The 23,392-nt window shown below is 71.6% G+C and carries 20 protein-coding genes; 14 read left to right on the forward strand and 6 right to left on the reverse strand.

Annotated elements, in window-relative coordinates; genetic code table 11:
- Positions 1–172: 172 nt before the first annotated feature.
- Complete coding sequence (locus tag ACZ6ZQ_RS34555) at positions 173–1,021, reverse strand: DUF4184 family protein (protein WP_469772474.1); 849 nt, start codon at positions 1,019–1,021, stop codon at positions 173–175.
- 224 nt (positions 1,022–1,245) lie between these two features.
- Between ACZ6ZQ_RS34555 and ACZ6ZQ_RS34560 the strand changes: the two genes are divergently transcribed.
- From ACZ6ZQ_RS34560 to pgfA, 3 genes are all read left to right on the forward strand, one after another.
- Positions 1,246–2,943: a lytic transglycosylase domain-containing protein gene (locus ACZ6ZQ_RS34560; RefSeq protein WP_469772475.1), complete on the forward strand. Its 1,698-nt coding sequence runs from the start codon at positions 1,246–1,248 to the stop codon at positions 2,941–2,943.
- Positions 2,944–3,172: 229 nt separating this feature from the next.
- A complete protein-coding gene (locus ACZ6ZQ_RS34565; RefSeq protein WP_469772476.1) occupies positions 3,173–3,310 on the forward strand; it encodes an SPW_0924 family protein in 138 nt (45 codons plus the stop codon).
- A gap of 17 nt (positions 3,311–3,327) precedes the next feature.
- Complete coding sequence (gene pgfA / locus ACZ6ZQ_RS34570; RefSeq protein ID WP_469772477.1) at positions 3,328–4,320, forward strand: cell envelope lipid trafficking protein PgfA; 993 nt, start codon at positions 3,328–3,330, stop codon at positions 4,318–4,320.
- A gap of 66 nt (positions 4,321–4,386) precedes the next feature.
- Here pgfA and ACZ6ZQ_RS34575 read toward each other — a convergent pair whose 3' ends face one another.
- Both ACZ6ZQ_RS34575 and ACZ6ZQ_RS34580 read right to left on the reverse strand, forming a co-directional pair.
- Positions 4,387–6,981 carry an ATP-dependent RNA helicase gene (locus ACZ6ZQ_RS34575; protein ID WP_469772478.1) on the reverse strand — a complete coding sequence of 865 codons (2,595 nt, stop codon included), beginning with the start codon at positions 6,979–6,981 and terminating at the stop codon, positions 4,387–4,389.
- A 4-nt stretch (positions 6,982–6,985) separates the two neighbouring features.
- On the reverse strand, positions 6,986–7,792 hold the full coding sequence (locus ACZ6ZQ_RS34580; RefSeq protein ID WP_469772479.1) for a class I SAM-dependent methyltransferase: 807 nt from the start codon (positions 7,790–7,792) through the stop codon (positions 6,986–6,988).
- A 371-nt stretch (positions 7,793–8,163) separates the two neighbouring features.
- On the opposite strand from ACZ6ZQ_RS34580, the gene rpsA reads away from it, so the two are divergent.
- From rpsA to ACZ6ZQ_RS34600, 4 genes are all read left to right on the forward strand, one after another.
- Positions 8,164–9,660: a 30S ribosomal protein S1 gene (gene rpsA / locus ACZ6ZQ_RS34585; protein ID WP_453658727.1), complete on the forward strand. Its 1,497-nt coding sequence runs from the start codon at positions 8,164–8,166 to the stop codon at positions 9,658–9,660.
- 269 nt (positions 9,661–9,929) lie between these two features.
- Entirely contained in the window at positions 9,930–10,868 is a 939-nt protein-coding gene (locus ACZ6ZQ_RS34590) for a PAC2 family protein (protein WP_469772480.1), read from the forward strand.
- Between the two features lie 219 nt (positions 10,869–11,087).
- A complete protein-coding gene (gene coaE / locus ACZ6ZQ_RS34595; RefSeq protein WP_469772481.1) occupies positions 11,088–11,690 on the forward strand; it encodes a dephospho-CoA kinase in 603 nt (200 codons plus the stop codon).
- Between the two features lie 198 nt (positions 11,691–11,888).
- Complete coding sequence (locus ACZ6ZQ_RS34600) at positions 11,889–12,251, forward strand: tetratricopeptide repeat protein (protein ID WP_453658730.1); 363 nt, start codon at positions 11,889–11,891, stop codon at positions 12,249–12,251.
- A 76-nt stretch (positions 12,252–12,327) separates the two neighbouring features.
- Here ACZ6ZQ_RS34600 and ACZ6ZQ_RS34605 read toward each other — a convergent pair whose 3' ends face one another.
- Together ACZ6ZQ_RS34605 and ACZ6ZQ_RS34610 are read right to left on the reverse strand one after the other, a co-directional pair.
- A complete protein-coding gene (locus tag ACZ6ZQ_RS34605) occupies positions 12,328–13,416 on the reverse strand; it encodes a MerR family transcriptional regulator (protein WP_469772492.1) in 1,089 nt (362 codons plus the stop codon).
- A 160-nt stretch (positions 13,417–13,576) separates the two neighbouring features.
- On the reverse strand, positions 13,577–13,852 hold the full coding sequence (locus tag ACZ6ZQ_RS34610; protein WP_469772482.1) for a DUF6343 family protein: 276 nt from the start codon (positions 13,850–13,852) through the stop codon (positions 13,577–13,579).
- Between the two features lie 241 nt (positions 13,853–14,093).
- Here ACZ6ZQ_RS34610 and ACZ6ZQ_RS34615 point away from each other — a divergent pair, with 241 nt between their 5' ends.
- On the forward strand, positions 14,094–14,525 hold the full coding sequence (locus tag ACZ6ZQ_RS34615; protein ID WP_469772483.1) for a DoxX family protein: 432 nt from the start codon (positions 14,094–14,096) through the stop codon (positions 14,523–14,525).
- A gap of 54 nt (positions 14,526–14,579) precedes the next feature.
- On the opposite strand, the gene ACZ6ZQ_RS34620 is transcribed toward ACZ6ZQ_RS34615, so the two are convergent.
- Positions 14,580–14,915 (reverse strand): hypothetical protein, encoded by a 336-nt coding sequence (locus tag ACZ6ZQ_RS34620; RefSeq protein ID WP_469772484.1) that lies wholly within the window; start codon positions 14,913–14,915, stop codon positions 14,580–14,582.
- 165 nt (positions 14,916–15,080) lie between these two features.
- Here ACZ6ZQ_RS34620 and ACZ6ZQ_RS34625 point away from each other — a divergent pair, with 165 nt between their 5' ends.
- From ACZ6ZQ_RS34625 to ACZ6ZQ_RS34650, 6 genes are all read left to right on the forward strand, one after another.
- Entirely contained in the window at positions 15,081–16,085 is a 1,005-nt protein-coding gene (locus ACZ6ZQ_RS34625) for a slipin family protein (protein WP_469772485.1), read from the forward strand.
- 53 nt (positions 16,086–16,138) lie between these two features.
- Positions 16,139–19,216: a DEAD/DEAH box helicase gene (locus tag ACZ6ZQ_RS34630; protein ID WP_469772486.1), complete on the forward strand. Its 3,078-nt coding sequence runs from the start codon at positions 16,139–16,141 to the stop codon at positions 19,214–19,216.
- A complete protein-coding gene (locus tag ACZ6ZQ_RS34635; RefSeq protein ID WP_469772487.1) occupies positions 19,213–20,574 on the forward strand; it encodes an SWIM zinc finger family protein in 1,362 nt (453 codons plus the stop codon). Before ACZ6ZQ_RS34630 ends, ACZ6ZQ_RS34635 begins: the two co-directional genes overlap by 4 nt.
- A 56-nt stretch (positions 20,575–20,630) precedes the next feature.
- Positions 20,631–21,071, forward strand: coding sequence for a hypothetical protein (locus tag ACZ6ZQ_RS34640; RefSeq protein WP_469772488.1), 441 nt, complete (start codon positions 20,631–20,633; stop codon positions 21,069–21,071).
- The gene (locus tag ACZ6ZQ_RS34645) at positions 21,055–22,491 is read left to right on the forward strand and encodes an amidohydrolase (protein WP_469772489.1); all 1,437 of its coding nucleotides are present in this window, start codon (positions 21,055–21,057) and stop codon (positions 22,489–22,491) included. Before ACZ6ZQ_RS34640 ends, ACZ6ZQ_RS34645 begins: the two co-directional genes overlap by 17 nt.
- Before the next feature lie 140 nt (positions 22,492–22,631).
- A complete protein-coding gene (locus ACZ6ZQ_RS34650; protein WP_469772490.1) occupies positions 22,632–23,258 on the forward strand; it encodes a chaplin in 627 nt (208 codons plus the stop codon).
- Positions 23,259–23,392 lie beyond the last annotated feature (134 nt).

A 23,392-nucleotide genomic window follows, 5' to 3' on the forward strand; every position in this document is an offset into this window, starting at 1 on the left:
GGGCCTGTTGGCGCGGGGTTCCGGGGTTCCGGGGTGGCGGGGTGCGGCGCTTTTCGGGGTTCCGGGGTGCGGGGTGCGGGGACGCCTGCGCTCCCGCCGGTGCGCTCACGTCGGTGCACGCCCGGCTCTGACTGGCTCTGACTTGGCTCTGCCCGACTCTGCCCGGATCCGGTCAGGCGACGCCCGCGCGGTCGGCTTCGGGCACCGTCGTCGTCGCGGCGCGGCGTGCCCGGAGCCGTACCGTCGCGGCGTACAGCACGACGCCCACCACGAGCCCCGCGCCCGCGCCGAAGCATGCCGTGGGGATGATGTCGAGGGGGGTGTCGATCCGGCCCCAGTACAGATACCAGCGCACACAGCGGTGCACGGTCCCGGCCAGTACGCACACGGCGAGCAGCGCGCCGGCCGCTCGCCGCCCGCGCCGGTCGAGCGGCGGCACGGACGCGGGCGGGGCAGTCGTCGCCGGCAGCCGGCGCAGCGCCGAGACCGTGAACCAGACGAGAGCGATCAGGGCCACCGCCGAACTTCCGTACTGCGTGTACGTGTAGAGGGGGAAACCGGCGACGGCCTCGCCGAGCACCGGCAGCATCCGCGTGCCCCAGCGGTCGAAGTGGGTGAACGCGTCCCACACGATGTGCGTCGTCGCGCCGAGCGCCGCCGACACGTAGAACCAGAGCGCCGCGGCCAGCGGTGGCCGCTCCCGCCACGGACGACCCCGCAGGAAGGTGTGCACCCGCCCCTGCCACGCGCGCGGCAGCAGCGCCAGCAGCGGGTCACGCACCATCAGCCAGAGGCCGACGAGCGCCGCCGTGATGGCGACATCGGCCGTCAGCACACCAAGTGGCCCATGCGTCACATCCCCGAACTCCATCGCTCCCGGAAGAACGCTCGCCGCAAAGTACGTCGTATCGGGTGCGAAGGAACCCGCGACGAGCGCCGAGGCGAACAGCGGGCCGCGCGCCGTCCCGTTCCTCCGTATGCCCGGCAGGACCGCCGCGGCATGGCTGAGTGTGAACGGCATGGAGTCCCCCTGTGCGACCGTCTTCGACCAATGGCGCCCAGTATGCGCGATGCTGACTGCCCGCCATGCGAACGCGATGCTCCGCAGGCCGTGCATGGCCGGGACGTGAACATCAGGCAAGAGCGGCCGGGGGAGCGGTGTTCCGGGGCTGGGAGTTGCCGTAGTGTCACCCGAGTCAATGCGCGGGGAGCGCGAACGGCCGTCGACGGGGAGGGAACAGACGTATGGCAGCGCAATTCGGCCGCCGACTGCGCAAGGGGGCCACCACCACTGCGGTGGCAGCGGTCGCGGTGGCAGCGCTCTCCGCATCCCAGGCGCCGGGCGTGACGCCCGCCTCCACCGGCGGTGACGGCCAGGAGTCCGGTTCGACCGGGTCGTCCGGGACCTCGGCGACCGGCAACTCCCCGTACTACACGGACCTGCCCCCGCTCAACACCCCTAACAAGCCGGGTGCTTCAGCCGACCTGCCGGTGACAGGTCCCTCGGAAGCGGGCATTCCGGCCACCGTGCTCGCCGCCTACAAGCAGGCCGAGCAGACCCTCGCGAGCTCCGACCCCGCCTGCCGTCTCCCCTGGCAGCTGCTCGCCGCGATCGGCAAGGTCGAGTCCGGCCAGGCCCGCGGCGGCCGCGTCGACGCCAACGGCACCACATTCAGCCCGATCCTGGGTCCGGTCCTCAACGGCGCCGGTTTCGCCAACATCTCCGACACCGACGGCGGCGCCTACGACGGCGACCGCACCCACGACCGGGCCGTCGGCCCCATGCAGTTCATCCCGTCCACCTGGGCCACCTGGGGCCAGGACGCCAACAGCGACGGCCGCAAGGACCCGAACAACATCTACGACGCAGCCCTCGCCGCCGGAAAGTATCTGTGCGCCGGTGGCCGCGACCTGTCCGTCCAGGCCGATCTGGACAAGGCGATCCTGAGCTACAACCACTCGCGGGAGTACCTGCGGACGGTCATGTCGTGGTTCGACTACTACAAGCGCGGCACCCACCAAGTGCCGGACGGTACGGGCGTGCTGCCGGCCGACCGCAGCGACGGCGGCACCGGAGCGAGCCCCACGCCCACCGCTCCCGTCACGCCCGGTGCCACCCCCGGCCCCAGCCCGAGCCCTTCGAAGCCCGGCGGCACCACCAGCCCGAGCCCAAGCCCTTCCACCCCCGGCGGCACCCCCAAGCCGACCCCGCCCCCGACCACGAAGCCCACCCCCTCGCCCACGGAGATGGTGTACCGGATCGAGGACGCGGACACCGGACAGCTCGCCGCCACCGCCGGCGGCGCCTTCGCGGAGCGGATCAAGGTCCGTGCCAAGAACCGCGCGGGCCAGTCCGTCGTCAGCGCGGATCTCGTCTTCGAGATCGTCGGCGACACCGATGCCCGGTTCTCGGGCGCCAGGACCGCGGTGGTCGTCCGTACCGGCCCGGACGGGATCGCCGTCGCCCCCGCGCTGGCAGCGGGCGAGAAGACCGGTGACTTCACCGTCCGCGCCACCGTCGCCGGACGTGCGCTGCCCGGCCTCGACTACACCGCGACCGTCGGCCCCCGCCAGGCGGACGCGCTGGTACGAACCGGCGACAAGGAGCTGACGGCCGCGCCCGGCGCCGAGTTCGCCGACCCGGTCGAGGTCAAGGCCACCCTCAAGGGTGCCGCCGCCGCGGGTGTGGCGGTCACCGCCACGATGATCACCGCCGCCGACGACCCGGCGGGCAGCAGCGTCGAGAACACCAAGGGCCCCTACTTCAAGGACGCGGAGGGCAAGCCGGTCCGCACCCTGACCGACCTGAAGACCGACGCCAACGGCGCGCTCGTCCTCCCGAAGATCTTCGCCGACGACCAGACCGGCACGTTCCTGCTGCGCCTCACCGCACCGGGCGGCGGGACGCTCACCGTCGAACTGAAGGTGGCCGCCCCGGCCTAGCCCCGGGCCCAGGCGCGGCCCAGGCCCGGGCTCTGGTTCCTCGCCCAGGCCGGGACAAGGGCCAGAACCTGGTCCCTTCCCGTACGCACACCGCCCCTTCGCCGCAGCACGGCGAAGGGGCGGTGTCGTTTGCGGTGCAACGTGTTCTCATCTCACGGCCGCGTTGCTACGGTGCCCCAGCCCTGCCGTCCTGACGCTGTATCAGATCCGCGCACCCGGGAGGCCGACCATGCGCGCCCTCGTCGCCGCCGCCATCGGGCTGGCCTCTGCGCTCCTCGTCGTCCTGCTCATCGCGGTCCTCGAGGTACCGCCCGGGGAGACCTCACCCAAGCCCCTGTACACCACCGTCCCCGGCCCCAAGCAGTAGCGGGAGGACCAGCCGCCATGCGCCGCAGAGCCAGCCTTGTGCTCCTGGCTTTCGCCGTCTTCTTCGCCGCCCTCGCACCCGTTCTGCGCTGGTACGCCTTCCCGCGGCTCGCGAAGATACCGCCCAGCCAGTACCAGGAGATGGTGCTGGAGGCGAAGCCCGCGACCCTGCTGCAGTACGACACGATGCAGGCGAAGCAGGTCGAGAAGGTCACCATCGTCCAGACCCTCAAGGGCAATGTGGAGGAGTCCGAGAGGATCGAACGGGACGCCGGCCGTGATGTCGTCGTCTGGGACGGGCTGTCGTACATCCAGGGCCCCGACGGCAAGATGGTCTCCCAGATCCCCGAGCGCTACATCTTCGACGCCCACACCCAGGCGCCCGTGCACGCCACCGGCGAATCGGTCGACGGGGACCCCGTGCGGCGCGAGGGCATCGAGTTCAAGTGGCCCTTCCTGACGGAGAAGCGCGACTACGAGTACTTCGACGCCCAGCCCCGGACCTCGGCGCCCATCCACTACAAGGGGACGAGGACCTTCCGGGGCCTGGAGGTCTACTACTTCGAGCAGACGATTCCGTGGACCAAGGTGCCGTACCCGAAGACGATGCCGATGCCGGGCATCGACGCGAGCACCCTGGAGAAGACGACCGGCACCACCCGCTGGTACACGACCAAGCGGATGTTCTGGGTCGAGCCGGTCACCGGCGCGCCCGTCAACGGCGAGGAGATCCACACCGAGGAGCTGCGCGGCGGTTCGCTGCTCGGCGGCCGGGACAAGGTCACCGTGTTCTCCGGGCACGTGAAGATGCGCGAGGACTACGTCGACTACACCGTCGACCTGGTGTCCTCGAACCGTACGACGGTGCTGCTGCTCGTCTCGTACCTGCCGTGGGGATTCCTGACCCTCGGCGTGGGCCTGCTGGCGCTCTCCCTGTACCTGGAGGCACGGTCGCGCCGGCCGGAGGGGCCTGCTGCGGAGCGGCGACAGCCGGAGCCGGTCAACGCCTGACCCGCGGCCGACCCCACGGGAGGCTCCGCCGCAAGCGGAGCGAGGTGGGGTCTCCCAGGCCGAAGGCTATGAGGGAGGGTCCTCGGGCCAGGCATGCTTCGGGTAGCGCCCGCGCAACTCGGCCCGCACCGCGCGGTATCCGTCGCGCCAGAACGAGGCCAGATCGGCGGTGACGGCCGCCGGGCGCCCGGCGGGGGAGAGGAGATGGACGAGTACGGGTACTCCGGCGAGACGCGGAGTCTCCTGAAGGCCGAACAGCTCCTGGAGCTTCACGGCCAGCACGGGCTGCTCACCGCCATAGTCGACCCGGATGCGAGATCCGCTCGGCACCTCGATCCGTTCCGGAGCGAGCTCGTCCAGGCGCACCGCGTCGCCGGTCGCCCAGGGGAGCAGCCGCTGCAGCGCCTGTCCGGCGTCGATACGGGCCAGGCCCGCCCGGCGGCTCGCCCGGGACAGCTCCGGCTCCAGCCATTCGTCCGTGCGGTCCAGCAGGGCGGCGTCCGACACATCTGGCCAGGGCGCGCCCAGTACCCGGTGAAGAAACGCGAGCCGCTGCCGCAGGGCCCCGGCGTCCCTGGACCACATGAGCAGCCCGAGCCCCTCGCGCCGCAGACCCTCCAGCAGCGCCTCCCGTACGAGCCCGGGGTCCGGCTCCTTCAGCGGCCGTACGGACAGCTCCACCGCACCCAGCCGCTCCACGCGCCGGGCGACGACGTCGCCGTCCTCCCAATGCACCTCCTCGCCCTCGGCGAGCAGATGGGACGCCGCAGTGCGCGCGGTGCCCTCGTCCACGACGGCGGCGAGCCGCACCCGCGCGGACGCGGCCTGCGCGGCCCGGTCCGCCACGGCCACCGCCAGCCACGGCGCACTCCGCAGCCGCGACCCCTCCCCGAGCTCCGTACCGGTCCCGGACGCCATCAGGTACGCCGCTTCGCCGCGCGCCCGCGCGACCCGCTCGGGAAAGGCGAGCGCGGTGACGAACCCGGCGACGGTGTCGTCGGCGAGGTGCCCCTCCCCCGGCGGGGCCGGATGTGCGGCCCGCCCGGCGACCGAGGGTGCCCCCGCGCCGGACGCGCCGGGGGCCGGACGCGGAACGCGGGGTCCCCCCGGCGGAGCGAGGGGGAGGGCGGGGGAGGACTCCCCGGCCGCACCCGCGAGCCGCCGCACCTCCGCGCGCCAGCGCGCGGTGTACGCGTCGCCGCCGCGGCGGGCCGTGCGCCAGGCCGCAGCGAGGTCGTCGCCGTACTCCCGTGGCGGCTCCTCGCTCAGCAGCGCCACCACTTCGGCGGCGCGGCGGGCACCGACCTCGGGCGTGCCGTCCAGCAGCGCCCTGGCGAGGCGGGGGTGGAGACCGAGGCGGGACATGCGCACGCCGCGGTCCGTGGCGGTGCCCGACGGTCCGACGGCACCGATCGCGGAGAGGACCGAGCGGGCCGCGGCCATCGCGCCGGCCGGCGGCGGGTCCAGCAGGGCGAGACCGGAGGCGTCCGGGTCGCCCCAGCAGGCCGCCTGCAGGGCGAACGCGGTCAGGTCCGCGACCTGGATCTCCGGCGCGGGGAAGCGGGGCAGCCGGACGTCCTCCGCCTCGGACCAGCAGCGGTACACCGCGCCCGGCGCCTCGCGGCCCGCCCGGCCCGCGCGCTGGCGGGCCGCAGCCTGCGAGGCCCGTACCGTCGTCAGCGAGCCGATGCCCCGCGCATGGTCGGTACGCGGCTCCCGGGCAAGGCCCGAGTCCACCACGACCCGCACTCCCGGCACGGTCAGCGACGACTCGGCCACCGACGTCGCCAGCACGACCCGGCGGCCGGCGGCGGAGCCGGCCAGCACCGCGTCCTGCACCGCCGCCGGCGCCCGCCCGTGCACCTGCAGCACCTCGGCGTCCACGTCCGACAGCAGTCCGGCGACCCGTGCGATCTCCCCGACACCGGGCAGGAAACACAGCACATCGCCCGAGCGCTCGGTCAGCGCCCGCAGGACCACCGACGCCACGTGCGCCAGCAGTGCCGGATCCACCCTCATCCCGTGCGGCGGCCGCACCGGCCGGGCCGGGGGAGCCCACACCACCTCCACGGGATGCGCGACGCCCTCGGCCGCCACGACCGGCGCGTCTCCGAGCAGCCGCGCCCACCCCTGGGCGTCCGTGGTCGCCGAGGCCGCCACGAGCCGCAGCTCCGGCCGCAGCGCCGCCCGTACGTCCAGCAGGAACGCCGCCACCGTGTCCGCGTCCAGATGCCGCTCGTGGCACTCGTCGAGGATCACCGCATCGACGCCGGCCAGCTCCTGGTCCCGCTGCAGCCGCTGCAGCAGCACACCCGTGGTGACGACCTCCACCCGCGTGTCCCGCCCGACGACCCGCTCGCCGCGCACGGTGAACCCGACCCGGCCGCCGGCCTTCTCACCCAGCAGCCACGCCATCCGCTTCGCCGCCGCCCGTGCCGCGATCCGCCGCGGCTCCGCGACCACGACCCGGCCGCCGGCCCTGCTCGAAGCGCTGTTCGCCGCGCCACCCGACAGCCCGGCCAGCGCGAGCGGTACGAGGGTCGTCTTGCCCGTCCCGGGCGGCGCGCACAGCACGGCGGTCCCGTGCGTGTCGAGTGCCCGCTCCAGAGCGGGCAGGACCGTACGGACAGGCAGCTGAGCCAGGGCGTCTTCGCGGATCACGCACTCAGTCCCGTACGCAGACGAAGATCGCCGTTCCCGGGATCAGATTCCCGCGCAGCGGCGACCAGCCACCCCACTCCTGGCTGTTCCAGGCAGGCCACTCCGGCTCGACCAGGTCCACCAGCCGGAAGCCCCCGGCCACCACGTCCCGCACCCGGTCGCCGATCGTCCTGTGGTGCTCCACGTACACGGCACGGCCCTGCTCGTCCTGCTCGACGTAGGGCGTGCGGTCGAAGTAGGAGGCGGCCACACTCAGCCCCTCGGGGCCCGGCTCGTCGGGGAACGCCCAGCGGATCGGATGCGTGACCGAGAAGACCCACCGTCCGCCCGGCCGCAGGACACGCCGCACCTCACGGAACACCTTCACCGGGTCGGAGACGAACGGCACGGCCCCGTACGCCGAGCACGCCAGGTCGAAGGAGGCGTCGGCGAACGGCAGCGCCCCCGCGTCCGCCTCCACGAGCGACACGCCGTCGGCGCCGATCCTCAGTGCGTGCTGGAGCTGGCGGTGCGAGAGGTCCAGGGCCACCGGCCGCGCGCCCTGTGCCGCCAGCCAGCGCGAGCACTGCGCCGCGCCCGCACCGATCTCCAGGACATCCAGCCCTCTGAGGGACTCCGCGGGACCCAGCAGCGCCGCGTCCGCCTCGTCCAGCCCCTCCGGACCCCAGACGAACCGGTCGTCGCCCAGGAACGTCCCGTGCTCGCTCTGGTACTCATCCGCGTTCCGGTCCCACCAGCCACGACTCGCCCGGCTGCTCTCCGCGTCACCGGCGTCACGCCGGGTCGCTTCCGGTTCGTACTCTTGGATCATCTCGCCCGTCGTTGTACGTTGCTGAGACCTCGCCGGTAAGCGCCGCGGACGTGTCGCGGATGAGCGAGGCGTGGCCATCGTGGCCTCGGCAAACCTTAGTTGTGCCGGGTATGCGACGATCCGCCCCGGGTGGGGGCCTTCGCGCATTGACCGTGCCCTGCCGCGCCCTTATGCTAAAGGTTGCGCTGCGGGCTTGCGCGCCTCAGACGGAGCAGGCCGCGCTCGCATCTGTTGTATGTCCCCTCGGTTTTCGAGGCGCCTTTCCTCTCGGGTTGGCGCTTCCTTGGCTGTCCGGCTTCTTCAGCTGCGATACGGGCTCTCGGCGTAGCAGTACCTACGACTTCAATGTCCGTACCGGAGCCCTTTCCCACATGACGAGCAGCACCGAGACCACCGCCACCACCCCGCAGGTTGCGGTCAACGACATCGGTAACGAGGAAGCCTTCCTCGCCGCGATCGACGAGACGATCAAGTACTTCAACGACGGCGACATCGTCGACGGCGTCATCGTGAAGGTCGACCGGGACGAGGTCCTGCTCGACATCGGTTACAAGACCGAAGGTGTCATCCCGAGCCGCGAGCTCTCGATCAAGCACGACGTCGACCCGAACGAGGTCGTGGCCGTCGGCGACGAGATCGAGGCCCTGGTCCTCCAGAAGGAGGACAAGGAAGGCCGCCTGATCCTCTCGAAGAAGCGCGCGCAGTACGAGCGTGCCTGGGGCACCATCGAGAAGATCAAGGAAGAGGACGGCATCGTCACCGGTACCGTCATCGAGGTCGTCAAGGGTGGTCTCATCCTCGACATCGGCCTCCGCGGCTTCCTCCCCGCCTCCCTCGTGGAGATGCGGCGCGTCCGCGACCTCCAGCCGTACGTCGGCAAGGAGCTCGAGGCGAAGATCATCGAGCTGGACAAGAACCGCAACAACGTGGTCCTGTCCCGCCGCGCCTGGCTCGAGCAGACCCAGTCCGAGGTCCGCCAGACGTTCCTCACCACCCTGCAGAAGGGTCAGGTCCGTTCCGGCGTCGTCTCCTCGATCGTCAACTTCGGTGCCTTCGTGGACCTGGGTGGCGTCGACGGTCTCGTCCACGTCTCCGAGCTGTCCTGGAAGCACATCGACCACCCGTCCGAGGTTGTCGAGGTCGGCCAGGAAGTCACCGTCGAGGTTCTCGACGTCGACATGGACCGCGAGCGTGTCTCCCTGTCGCTGAAGGCGACGCAGGAAGACCCGTGGCAGCAGTTCGCCCGCACCCACCAGATCGGCCAGGTCGTCCCGGGCAAGGTCACGAAGCTGGTTCCGTTCGGTGCGTTCGTCCGCGTGGACGAGGGCATCGAGGGTCTGGTCCACATCTCCGAGCTGGCCGAGCGCCACGTGGAGATCCCGGAGCAGGTCGTCCAGGTCAACGACGAGATCTTCGTCAAGGTCATCGACATCGACCTCGAGCGTCGCCGGATCTCGCTGTCCCTGAAGCAGGCCAACGAGTCCTTCGGTGCCGACCCGGCGTCGGTCGAGTTCGACCCGACCCTGTACGGCATGGCCGCGTCCTACGACGACCAGGGCAACTACATCTACCCCGAGGGCTTCGACCCGGAGACCAACGACTGGCTCGAGGGCTTCGAGAAGCAGCGCGAGGAGTGGGAGCGCCAGTACGCCGAGGCGCAGCAGCGCTTCGAGCAGCACCAGGCGCAGGTCATCAAGAGCCGCGAGGCCGACGAGGCCGCCGCTGCCGAGGGTGGCCAGGCCGCTCCGGCCGCTGCCGGTGCCACGGGTGGTTCGTACTCCTCGGAGTCGGACGACACCTCCGGCGCCCTGGCCTCCGACGAGGCCCTGGCTGCCCTGCGCGAGAAGCTGGCGGGCGGCCAGAGCTGACGCTCTGACGCCGAGCGCTTCCAGCGCTCGCCGCACGGCTGACAGCAGCTGAATGAGGCCCGTTCCCCTCAGGGGAGCGGGCCTCACTCGTGCTCATGGACTCCCGTTCAAGGACTCCCGTTCAAGGACTCGCACTCAAGGATTCGCACTCAAGGATTCGCACCCAGCCGGTTCGTCCAGCCCGACGACGACGGATCGGATGCGCGCTCCGGGAATGACCGCACCCGCCGTGATGTTGGCAGATGTGACATGGAGGAGGGGCGGTAATCGTGCTTGATCCGCAGGGTTTGTACGAGTGGGATCAGAAGGGCCTGGCAGTCGTCGACGTGGCCCTCGCGCAGGAGTCGGCCGGGCTGGTCATGCTGTACCACTTCGACGGATACATCGACGCGGGAGAGACCGGCGAACAGATCGCCGAGACGCTGCTGGACTCGCTTCCGCACCAAGTCGTCGCCCGCTTCGACCACGACAGGCTCGTGGACTACCGGGCGCGCCGCCCGCTGCTGACCTTCCGGCGCGACCGCTGGACGGACTACGAGACCCCGGCCCTGGAGGTCCGGCTGGTCCAGGACGCCACCGGCGCACCCTTCCTGCTGCTCTCCGGACCCGAACCCGATGTCGAGTGGGAGCGGTTCGCCGTCGCCGTCCGGCAGATCGTCGAGCGTCTGGGCGTACGCCTCTCGGTGAACTTCCACGGGATCCCCATGGGGGTGCCGCACACCCGCCCGGTCGGCATCACGCCGCACGGCAACCGCACGGATCTCATGCCGGGCCACCGCAGCCCCTTCGACGAAGCCCAGGTGCCGGGCAGCGCCGAGTCGCTCGTCGAGTACCGGCTGATGCAGTCCGGGCACGATGTCCTCGGTGTCGCCGCGCACGTACCTCACTACGTCGCCCGCTCCTCCTACCCCGATGCCGCGCTCACCGCCCTGGAGGCGATCACCGCCGCCACCGGACTGGTCCTGCCGGGTGTCGCACACTCCCTGCGCACGCAGGCACAGCGCACCCAGACCGAGATCGACCGGCAGATCGGCGAGGGTGACGAAGAGCTGGTTGCCCTGGTGCAGGGGCTTGAGCACCAGTACGACGCCATCGCCGGCGTCGAGTCGCGCGGGAGCCTGGTCGCGGAGCCGGTTGATCTGCCTTCCGCGGACGAGATCGGCCGCGAGTTCGAGCGGTTCCTGGCCGAGCGGGAGGGCGACTCCTAGGGTCTGTCCGGTGGATCGGGCTGGATCAGCGAGCGGCGTCATGGGGCTTCGGATCCAAGGCGGAGGATGGGGGTCCCCCCGCCGAAGGCAGGGGGAGAGTCATGGCGGAGCCATGCCGACTGAGGACAACGCAGGAGACGGAGTCGCAGGGCGTCGCGAGCCCAGCAAGATCCGCCGGACAGACCCTAGCTCGGCAGCGGCACCCCTAAGCTTCCGCTCATGCTGAAGGTGGGCCTGACCGGCGGGATCGGCGCCGGCAAGAGTGAAGTGTCCCGGCTCCTCGTCTCGTACGGAGCCGTGCTGATCGACGCCGACAAGATCGCTCGCGAGGTGGTCGAGCCCGGGACGCCCGGGCTCGCGGCCGTCGTGGAGGCGTTCGGGCCGGAGATCCTCGCCGCCGACGGGACCCTGGACCGTCCGAAGCTCGGCTCGATCGTGTTCGCGGACACCGACCGGCTGGCGCAGCTCAACGCGATCGTGCACCCGCTCGTCGGCGCGCGGTCTGCGGAGCTGGAGGCCGCGGCGGGACCGGATTCGGTGGTGATCCACGACGTACCGCTGCTCACCGAGAACGCTCTGGCCCCCCTCTACGACCTGGTCGTCGTCGTGGACGCGGCGCCGGAGACCCAGCTGGACCGGCTCGTACGGCTCCGTGGCATGACCGAGTCCGAGGCACGGGCGCGGATGGCCTCGCAGGCCACGCGTGAGCAGCGGCGCGCCATCGCCGACCTCGTCATCGACAATGACGGGCCGCTCGAAGCGCTGGAACCTCAGGTACGGAAGGTCTGGGGGGACCTGACCGAGCGCGCGCGTCGCAGCTGACGCTGAGCCCCGGCTCCGTCCGCGGCTCCACGGCCGGGACTCGTACGACCGCGGCGACCCGCGCGAGGTCCTCCTGCCCGGCCATGGGCGCCCCCGCATCGACCGGGGTTTCGTGATCGCCGGACCACTGCTGTGATCATCGGAATACCGATGTCGCGCGGAATGTTGAATCCGCGAAGCGTTGGGAAGGATGCGAGCGTGCCCGAGACGAACCCGGAGACTCACGTCATCGACTTCCGCGCGGCCGAGCAACTGCTGGCGGCGCGGGACCCGCGCGGTGCGGTGAAGCTGCTCGACTCGGTGATCGCGGCCCATCCCGAGAGCTTTGCGGCCCGCCTCCTGAGGGCCCGTGCGTACTTCGCGGCGGCCATGCTCCGCTCCGCCGAGCGTGAGTTCCGCCTGATCGTGGAGCGCGAACCGGACAACGCCTACGCCCACTTCGCGCTCGCCCGCACCCTCGAACGCACCAGCCGGCCGGACGAGGCCCTGCGCCACTTCCGGCTGGCGGCGGCGCTCGACCCCAAGCCCGAATACGTGGCAGCGGCGCGCTTCGAGGCGTAACCGCGGCGCGCTTCGAGGCGTAACCGCGGCGCGGCAGGTTTCAGCAGCGCCTTTCGGCGTTCTCGCGCACGTTGCTTCAGGCTACGAGGAGGCGGAGGCCGAGCTCGGCCGCGTCGAGGGCGACGAGGTCGCGGTTGCGCTCGGCCCACCGGCCTGAGGAAAGGTCGTCGCGAAGGCTGTTCACCGCCCGCTGCTCGGCCTCCGGCCCGACTCTGGTCCATACCGATACCGCGCGGCGCGCATGTTCGTCCAGGTACGCCTCGGGCCGGCGCCAGTAGGCCTCGAAGAAGCCGTCAGCGCAGTCCCACGGGATGAGCACCGGCTCCATACGGGCCCCGATCGCGCCGGCCAGCTGGTCCACCGAGGGCCGGCCGGCGACCAGGCCGGCGACCTCAGGCAGGTAGTCGCGGGTGAGCCAGAACCGGTGACGCCAGCCGGTGTCACTGGCGTCGTGCGTGAACACCACCACGCGCCGCGCCACCCGCCGCATCTCGCGCAGCCCGCCGATCGGGTCCTGCCAGTGATGAACGGTGCTGAAGGCCATCGCGGCGTCGAAGGACTGGTCCTCGAACGGGAGGCTCTCCGCGACGGCGGCCACGCACGGCGCCGCACTCGCGGGACGCTGCGCCCGCATGACCGCCGACGGTTCCACCGCGGTCACGTCGCGGTCCGGGGGTTCGTAGGAGCCGGTGCCGGCGCCCACGTTCAGTACCGTCCGTGCGTCTTCGAGCGCATCCCAGATCCTCGCGGCGATCCGCGGCTCGGTGCGGCGCGTCGCCGGATAAGCCGACCCGATGGCTTCGTACAACTGCGCGCCGAATACTTTCAGTTGTTCCTCCGGCGTCGTCCTGATCCCCATTGCCCGTGCCTCCAGCTCCCGGTCTATGGCCGTCACCATGGCAGCAGCGCGGTCGCGCTGGTCCAGCAGCAGGCCGCGCAGCCGGTGCAGGTGCGCGACCGCGTCGGTGGCCGGGTCGTCGACGAGATCCGCGATTTCGCGCAATCCGAAGCCCAGCCGCCGGTAGGCGAGCACCTCCCGCAGTCGCTCCACGTCGGCCGCCGAGTAGGCCCGGTATCCGGCCGAGGTCCGCGCGGATGGCTGCACGAGGCCGATCTCGTCGTAGTGATGCAGTGTGCGGACGCTCACGCCGGCCAGCTCGGCCACGCGTCCCACGGTCAGGAGTTCCTCCACGCCACCGACAATGCGGCATGACGCCACGTGAGGGTCAAGCGCTTCGCTCCTGGTACCGCGCGCGGCTCCACCGCCGCGCCGGCCAGTAGCTTCAGGGCGACAGTTGCAATACGCCCTAGGCCAAAAACACGGCCTAGCCGCGTGCTCGTGGACCGCCGCGGTCAGGTTCGTACGGAGGGATGTCCGGGCCGGGCTGGTAGTGCGGCCCCTGGTGGAGACGGTGCACCACCATCAGCAGATCGGCCATGATGATCACGCAGAGCACCGCACAGGTGATCGCCCAGCCGGGGTGCTCCGTGACCGCGAAGGTACCCAGGCCCACGACGGCCCAGATCAGGCCCCATACACTCAGCCAGAACCGCATCCGCAGGGGACTGCGTGCGGTCGTGGGTTCACTCCCAGTGCGCATGGCAATCGCCTCTCCCACTCCAGGATGTACCCGGAGGGCCCGGCCGCACGCGGAAGTCCGGACGATGGTGCGAACAGCGATGAGTTCGGAGGGCGCTCCCGGTCTGACTCTGTGAAAGCGAAACCGAGTGCTCGCACGGAACGCGTGCACGCGGTTTGTGCGCGCAGTGCCTGCGCGCGGTGCGTGCACGGATCGTCGGCACGCGACGCCCACACAGAACGCTCGTCCGAGGGAGATCTCCATGTCCGCCGCCACCTCCGCGCCCGCCTCCGTCGGGACCGCCGGGATCAGCCGCCGCACGCACCTCACCGTCCGCACGCTGCAGATCGTTCTCGCCCTGTTCCTCGCGATCCCCAGCGCTGTGCCGAAGCTGATCGCTCACTCCTCCGCCACGGAGGCCTTCGACAAGATCGGCTTCGGCGACTGGTTCATGTACACCACCGGCGCTCTGGAGCTGGCCGGTGCGGTGGCCCTGGTGATTCCGATCCTCTCCGGGATCTCCGCGCTGGCGCTGATCGGGCTGATGATCGGCGCGTTCGTGACCCAGCTGACCGTTTTCGACGGGCAGTACGCGATCACTCCGGTGCTGGTGGCGGTGCCGCTCGTCGTCATCGCCTGGGTCAGGCGGCAGCACAACGCCGAGCTCGTCGCGCTCGTCCGCCGGCGGGCGTAGCCCGGCCGTGCCCCTCCCCGTCCCTACGCCCCGTACCCCCTCGCTGTCCCTGGCTCAGTGGACGAAGCCGTAGCTGCGCCAGGGCGGCGTACCGGGAACGATGTTGTCGAACAGCGTCGTCGGGATGTACGCCGAGTTGCCGCCCTTGCAGTCCGGCGTCGGATAAGCGACGAGGTCGACCAGGGTGGCGTTCTCGATCCGGAAGGCACCGCCCGCCGAGAGTTCGTGGCACCCGTCGACCTCGGGATTCGACACTGTGACGGCCTGGCCCCCCTCGGTCTGGTAGTTGACGGTGCCCAACGCGGTCCGGCCAAGGCCGGAACAGCCCGCGACGGCGAGGGTCAGGAGCACTGCCCCGGCGGCGATGCCGGGACGCCGGTGATCGGACATGGCTGGTCCTCGTCTGTGGTGCCGGACTCGTGCTCGCCACCCTGCCGGACAACCGGCACGGCGGCACCCCAGGTGCAGCCGCACAGGGGATCCGGACGCTCGACCGGGGGTCACGACAGGAATACCGTTGAAGCGGGGACCGAGCGGACGGCAGGGGGTGCCGTAATGGTCGAAGAGCTGGTGGCGGCGGGTGTGGCGGCTGGATCCGCCCTCCTGGTGTACGGACTGGCCGCGGCCAAGGTCGTCAAGCAGTACGAACGGGGCGTGGTGCTCCGTCTCGGGCGGCTCCGCAGCCGTGTGCGCGACCCGGGATTCACCATGATCATTCCGATCGTGGACCGGCTGCACAAGGTGAACATGCAGATCGTGACCATGCCGGTGCCCGCCCAGGAGGGCATCACGCGCGACAACGTCACGGTCCGGGTGGATGCCGTCGTGTACTTCAAGGTGGTGGACGCGGCCGACGCGATCATCAGCGTCGAGGACTACCGCTTCGCCGTCTCGCAGATGGCTCAGACGTCGCTGCGCTCGATCATCGGAAAGAGCGAACTGGACGATCTGCTGTCCAACCGGGAGAAGCTCAACCAGGGCCTGGAGCTGATGATCGACAGCCCGGCACTCGGCTGGGGAGTGAGCGTCGACCGGGTGGAGATCAAGGACGTGTCGCTGCCGGAGACGATGAAGCGCTCGATGGCACGGCAGGCGGAGGCCGACCGGGAGCGCCGGGCCCGGGTCATCAACGCCGACGCGGAACTCCAGGCATCGAAGAAGCTGGCCGAGGCGGCGCACCAGATGGCCGACGCGCCCTCGGCGCTGCAGCTGCGGCTGCTTCAGACGGTGATGGCCGTGGCCGCCGAGAAGAACTCCACGCTGGTGCTGCCCATTCCGGTGGAGCTGTTGCGGTTCCTGGAGCGCGGCTCGCAGGTCGCCCCGGAGGCCGCGCCAAAGGCCCCGGCGCAGGCCGACTCGTCGAACGAGCCGGTCACGTCGAACGAGCCCGCCACGTCGAACGAACTGGACGAGCAGCAGCCTGCGGCTCTGGAGGGGCTGGCGGCGCTGGCGAGCCTGGATCTGCCGGTGTCGGAACTGCCGGAGGCGTCGGAGGAGGCATCGGATACGTCGCTGGAGCGTGAGGTGGACCCTCAGGACGCGGTCGACAGGCCCAGGTGATCGTCACCGCGCAGGCCGCAGGCCGGTGAGGGGCATTGTCAGACCCCGCCCGTATGGTCGTGGTTCCAAGGACTCGACCAGTGAGTGGGAGGGGAGGTGCCCCGCACGTGTTGCACACCTGTGCCGCGGTGTTCGTGCCGGCCGTGCTGCCGCGAGAAGGGCGGGTCGCCTTCTGGAGACCGGACGGAGGCGCGCTTCCGGTCGAGTCCGGTGCTCTCGGGGTGGCCGGCGAGGCCGGGAGTGCCGGCGGGTACGGGGGCGCCCCCGAGTCCGGAGGGTACAGAGGTGCCCGTGAGTCCGCCGGGCACAGAGGTGCCGGCGAGTCCGGCGAGCTGACGGTCGTACGGCCGCACGGAAAGAGCGTCCGCAGCCGCACCGTCCCCGCCGTGCTGCTCCGCGTCGCCGACGCCGTACCGGTGCTTGTCCGCGCCCGGCACGACGCGGCGGCCCACCCCGCCGCGGCATGCTGGGGAGCCGCCGCCCTGCACGCCCTGCAGCTGGCCGCGCGTGGCCGGCTGCTGCCCGGTCTGACCCCCGACGACCACGACGCCTGGCGGGCGGGCCCGCTGGACGCGGAGGACATCGCCCAGCTCAGGGCGATCGCCGCCGCCATGCCTCCCGAGGCGCACGCCACCCCGCTGCCGGACCTGCGCCCCCTTCAGCTGCCCGACCCCGAAGCCCTGATCAGGTCGTTCCTGGACGCGGTCGCGGACACCCTGCCCCGTACCCCGGCCGCCGAGCACGCGGCCGGCCGGCCGTTCGCCGCCATGGCGCCGCAGCACCTGCCGGACGCCCGTGACTGGGCGGCGGAGGTCGCGGCCGGGATGGACGCGGGCGTACGGATCTCGCTCCGCCTCGACCTGTCGGCCTACGAACTGTTCGACCTGGCCGAGGAAGGCGGTGACGAGCGGCAGGCTGGCGCCGCTCTCCTCCAGGTGCACAGCCTCGCCGATCCGACGCTCGTCCTCGACGCCGCCCGGCTCTGGGCGGGCGACGGCGACGAGCACTTCGGACCGCGCGCCCGTATCGACGCCGTGCTCGCCGTGCGCCGGGCGGCCCGTGTGTGGCCACCGCTCGGCCGGCTCATGGAGCGCGAGGTCCCCGACGTGCTGCCGCTCACCGAGGACGAGCTGTACGAACTGCTGGGCGAGGCCACGGCCCGCCTCGTCGCCGCCGGAGTGGCCGTCCACTGGCCCAAGGAGCTGGCCCGGACACTCAGCGCGGCCGCCGTCGTCCGGCCGCCCGCTCCCGGCTCCGCCACCGACGGCACCCCGTTCTTCGACAGCGAGCAGCTCCTCAGGTTCAACTGGCAGCTCGCGCTCGACGGGGACCCGCTGACCGAGCGCGAGATGGACGCGCTCGCCGAGGCGCACCGCCCCATCGTCCGGCTGCGCGACCAGTGGGTCGTCGTCGACCCCGACCTCGTGCGCAAGGCGCGCAAACGGGAGCTGGGGCTGCTGGAGCCCGTGGACGCGCTGGCCGTGGCGCTCACCGGTACCGCCGAGGTGGACGGCGAGACGGTCGAAGCCGTTCCGGAAGGTGCGCTGGCCGCTCTGCGCGACCGCCTCACCGAGGGCCCCGCCGCCCTCGCCCAGCCGACGGGCCTCGACGCCACCCTGCGCGACTACCAGCTCCGCGGCCTCGCCTGGCTGGATCTGATGACCTCGCTCGGACTCGGCGGCTGCCTCGCCGACGACATGGGCCTCGGCAAGACGGTCACGGTGATCGCACTCCATCTCCACCGCGCCGAGCAGCGTGCCCGACACGGTGCCGAGCAGGCTGTCCGACCTGGTGCCGTGCAGGCTGTCCAGCACTGCGCCGAGCAGGACGTCCGACCCGGTGCCGAGCAGCGTGCCGGGCACCGCGACCGCAGCGCGCCCACGCTCGTCGTCTGCCCGGCTTCGCTGCTCGGCAACTGGCAGCGGGAGATCGCCCGATTCGCGCCGGGCGTGCCCGTGCGCCGTTTCCACGGTCAGGAGCGCAGCCTCGACGTCGGCCCTGACGGCTTCGTCCTCACCACCTACGGCACGATGCGCACGAGCGCAGCCGAGTTGGCCGACCGGGAGTGGGGCATGGTCGTCGCGGACGAGGCGCAGCACGTCAAGAACCCCTTCTCCGCGACGGCCAGGGCGCTGCGCACCATCCCCGCCCCGGCGAGAGTCGCCCTGACCGGCACCCCGGTGGAGAACAATCTCTCCGAGCTCTGGGCCCTCCTCGACTGGACCACACCCGGGCTGCTCGGCCCGCTGAAGTCCTTCCGGGCCCGCCACGCCCGCGCCGTCGAGAACCAGGAGCACATCGAGAACGAGGCGGCCGTGGAGCGTCTCGCCCGCCTCGTCCGTCCCTTCCTGCTGCGCCGGAAGAAGAGCGATCCCGGCATCGTGCCCGAGCTGCCGCCCAAGACGGAGTCCGACCATCCCGTGCCACTCACCCGGGAGCAGGCATCGCTGTACGAGGCGGTCGTGCGCGAGACCATGGCACAGATCGAGAGCGCCGAGGGCATGGCGCGCCGCGGCCTCGTCATGAAGCTGCTCACCTCGCTCAAACAGATCTGCAATCACCCGGCGCAGTACCTGAAGGAGGACACCGCCCGCCTCACCGCCCGCTCGGGGAAGCTCGCGCTCCTCGACGAGCTGCTCGACACGATCCTCGCGGAGGACGGTTCGGTGCTGGTCTTCACCCAGTACGTGACGATGGCGCGGCTCATCTCCGCACACCTCGCGGCCCGGGCGATCCCGTCCCAGCTGCTGCACGGCGCCACCCCGGTGGCGGACCGGGACCGGATGGTGGACCGGTTCCAGTCCGGCGAGATCCCCGTCTTCGTCCTCTCGCTCAAGGCCGCCGGCACCGGACTGAATCTGACCCGTGCCGGCCATGTCGTCCACTACGACCGCTGGTGGAACCCGGCGGTGGAGGACCAGGCCACCGACCGGGCCTACCGAATCGGCCAGACCCAGCCCGTCCAGGTCCACCGCCTCATCGCGGAGGGCACGGTCGAGGACCGCATCGCCGAAATGCTGCTCTCCAAACGGGCGTTGGCGGACGCGGTGCTCGGCTCCGGGGAGGCGGCGCTGACCGAGCTCAGCGACCGGGAGCTGGCCGATCTCGTCTCCCTGAGGAGGCCGTCATGAGCCCCGCCCTGCCCGGTCGCCCCCGTGGTGCGCAGGACCCTCGCCGCAGGGCGGGGCTCCGCCGGGACGCCCTGCGCCGGCCGGACGACCGTCGGCGCACGTTCCCGGTGCTCGCCCCGCGCTCCGGCGAGCAGACCTTCGCCGCTTCCTGGTGGGGCAACGCCTGGGTGGACGCGCTGGAGGACACCGCCCTCGACCCGGCCCGTCTCGCCCGTGGCCGCGCCTATGCCGGACGCGGCCAGGTCGACGCGATCACCGTCATGCCCGGTCGGGTCACGGCGTACGTCCACGGCACCCGGCCGCGCCCGTACCGTACGGAGATCCGGCTGCGCACCCTCGACGACGCCGACTGGGACCGGCTGCTCGGCCTGGCGGCCGCCCGGCCCGACCACATCGCCGCCCTGCTCGACAAGGACGTCCCGCACGCCCTCGCGGACGCCGCCGACCTGCTGCCGGCTCCCGGAGATCTGATTCCCGACTGCTCCTGCCCCGACGACGGCTTCCCCTGCAAGCATGCGGCCGCCCTGTGCTACCAGACGGCACGGATCCTCGACGAGGACCCGTTCGTACTGTTCCTGATGCGCGGGCTCGGCGAGCAGGAGATCCTCGCCGAGCTCACCCGGCGCAACGCGACCCTCTCGGCGTCGGACGAGCGGACCACGGAGCAGGGGCACGGCACCACCCCGGTCCTTGCGACGGTCACCGCGCGCGAGGCTCTCGCCCCGCGCACGCTGCCACCCCTTCCGGCCCCATTGCCGGTGCCCCCGCACCCCGGACGCCCGCCGGTCTACCCGCAGGCCGCCGGATCCCCGGATGCTCCCTCAGCCTTCGGCCGGGGTCACCACCGTCTCGATGCGCTCGCCCTCGACCTCCTCGCCACCGAGGCCGCGGCCCGCGCACTCGCCACCCTCCAGACCGGCCGGGATCCCGTCGCCGGCCTCACCCTCTGGCAGGACGCCGTCCGGCTCGCAGCCGCGCACCCCGGCTCCGGCCTCACCGCCTCCACCCGCGCCCTGTACACCGCGCTCGCCCGGGCCACCGACCGCACCGTCACCGACCTCGCCCGTGCCGTGGCTGCCTGGCGGCAGGGAGGCCTCGCGGGGCTGGCGGTCCTGGAGGAGGAGTGGGACCCGCCGGCCGGACCCTTCGACCGGGCCCGCCCCGCCCTGACCGCCGCGGACTTTCCGCACTTCCGCCCCCGGCACAACCGCCTCTCCACCACCTCCCTGCAGCTGCGCCTCGGACGGGACGGCCTCTGGTACGGGTACGAATCGGACCCCGGCCGCGAGGACTGGTGGCCCCGCGGCATACCCGACCAGGACCCGGTCGGGGCGCTCACCACGCTGCTCGGCCGCTGACGGGTACGCTCGGAAAAGCTCGTCCGACGGGCGGGGGAGCCGCTGAAGGGAGCCTGATGGAAGCGGAGTTGGTGGCGCTGGCGACAGCGGGAGCGACCGCGCTCGTCCAGCAGATGACGACCGACGGATGGACGCGGGCCAAGGAGCGGATGGTCGCGTTCTTCGCCCGGCACGGCACCGCGGACGAGGAGAGCGTCGCGGCGGACCTCGACCTCGCCCACGCCGAACTGGTCGAGGAGGGGGCCGAGGAGCAGACGGCGGCCGACATCACCGCCGAGTGGCGCAACCGCATGCGCCGCACCCTGCGGGCGGACCCCGAGAGCGCGGCCGAACTTCGTGCGCTTCTCGACGAGCTGACGCCCGAGCCCCCGGCCGCGCCTCACACAACAGTGCACAACGTCATGAGCAGGAGTGTCCAGCACGGCGTCATGCTGCAAACGGGCCCGGTCGGAGGCCTGAACGTCAATCGCGGGGACGGCGTTGACCGGAGCCGGTGACCTCTCGAACACGGCGGGAACGGAGCAGGCGGACGGCCCCGCGGATCTCGTCATCGAGGGGTGCACCGCGCTCCTGCACGGTGCGGAAGGCGCGATCCGGTTCGAGGAGGACCGGGCCGTCGTCGTACGTGACGGAGTCATCGCGGACGTCACCTCCTCCGGCGCCGTGGCCGCACTGCCCGCCCGCGAACGGATCGACGCCCGCGGCCAGTTGGCCATGCCGGGGCTGATCAACTGCCACACCCACGCCTCGATGGTGGCCCTGCGCGGCATCGCGGAGGACGTTCCCGTAGAGGAGTGGTTCAACGACTGGGTCTGGCCCATCGAGAGCAACCTCACCGATGAGGTCGTGGAGCTCGGAGCGCTGCTCGCCTGCGCGGAGATGATCCGGGGCGGGGTCACGACCTTCGCCGACCACTACTTCTCGATGGACCGCGTCGCCGACGCCGTCGTACGGAGCGGGCTGCGCGCCAACCTCGGCTGGGCGTACTTCTCCAGTCAGGGGGCGGACGGGCGTGAGCGTTCCCTGGGCTTCGCGCTGCGCCGGAACGGTGACGCAGGCGGCCGGATCACCACCTCGCTGGCGCCGCATGCCCCGTACACCGTCGATGACGCGGATCTGGCGACCGCGGCAGAGCTGGCGCGTGAGCACGGGCTGCCCGTCCACATCCATGCCGCCGAGAACCGGGCGCAGACGGACAGCAGCCTTGAGCGGTATGGCCGTACGCCCGTCGAGACTCTGCAGCGTGCCGGACTGCTCGATGTGGACCTCCTCGTGGCGCACGGCACCGGCATCGTCGAGAGCGACCTTCCGGTCCTCGCGCGGGCCACCGGCCGGGTCGGGGTTGCGACGGCGCCCAAGGGCTACCTCAAGTTCGGCTGGGACACGACGCCCATCAGATCGCTGCGTGAGATCGGCATCCCGGTCGGCCTGGCCACGGACGGAGCGGCGTCCAACAACACGCTCGACGTGTGGGAGAGCATGGCGCTCACCGCGCTCGTCCAGAAGTCGGCGGAGAGGGACCCGCGCTGGCTGACGGCAGACCAGGCGCTGGATCACGCGACCACGCAGAGCGCGCAGGTCGTCGGACTGGGCGAGCGACACGAAACGGTGGTCCCCCCGGCCGAGGGCCGGACGACGGTAGGCGCGCTTGCCCCGGGGCGGCGCGCCGATCTGATCCTGGTGGACCTGACCGGACCCCATGTGCGCCCGATACACGACATGGCCGCTTCTCTCGTCTTCAGCGCACGGTCGGCGGATGTCCTGACCACGATCGTCGACGGCCGGGTTCTGATGCGTGACCGGAGACTTCTGACGCTCGACGTGGACGAGATCGCGGTCGAACTCGAAGCGCGACTGACTGATCTGACGGACCGGGATCATGGGCGGCGTATTCAGGATTACGACGCCGGGTCATGAACGCCCGGACGGTGTAGGACAGTTCGACATCACTCCACTCGATGGGGTGAAACGATTGTCGGCCATAACCCGAATGGCTCCATCGCGTTATTTCCGGTGCGGGTGAGCACCCGTGTTCATCCTCCGGAAGGCAGGAACCCATGAGGCAGATTCGCCGAACAGGTCTGATCGCAGCGATGGTCACGGGCGGCGCCCTCGCCGCGGCCGGGGCAGGGGCCGGGGCGGCCCGTGCCGACTCGGACGCGCACGGGCGCGCGGCCGGGTCGGCGGGACTGATCTCCGGGAACACGGTGCAGCTCCCGGTGCACGTCCCGGTCAATGTGTGCGGCAACACCGTGAATGTGATCGGCCTGCTGAACCCGGCGGTCGGCAACAGCTGCGAGAACGAAGGAAACGGCGGCGGCGCCGTCGCCAAGGGGAGCGGAAAGGATTCTCCCGGTGTGCTCTCGGGCAACGGGATCCAGATTCCCGTCGATGTGCCGGTGAATGTCACCGGTAACTCCGTCAACGTCGTCGGCGTCGGCAACGCGGCCGTCGGCAACTCGTCCTCGAACTCGTCCGGGAAGCCCCCGGCCGCGCCGAGGCCGGCGACCCCGCCGAAGGCGAGACCGGCAGCACCGGTTCATCACGTGCCCCGGAGCCCGGTCGAACTGGCAGAGACCGGTGCTCCGTCCGTCGTCGGCCTCACGGCCCCGGTCGGCGCGGCCCTGATCCTGGGCGGCGCGATCCTCTACCGCCGCTTCCGAGGCACGGCCGACGACGTCTAGTGCCCCTCCCGGCAAGCTTTGCCCTGTCGCGGCACTAGCTCCTGTCCGGGCGATCTTCGAGGACCAGGCCGCGGCGTCAGATGCATGGGGTCTCCCCAGGCCCGGAGGGCCGAGGGGACGCATCGCAAGGCGGT

This window comes from Streptomyces sp. NPDC053673, assembly GCF_055585225.1.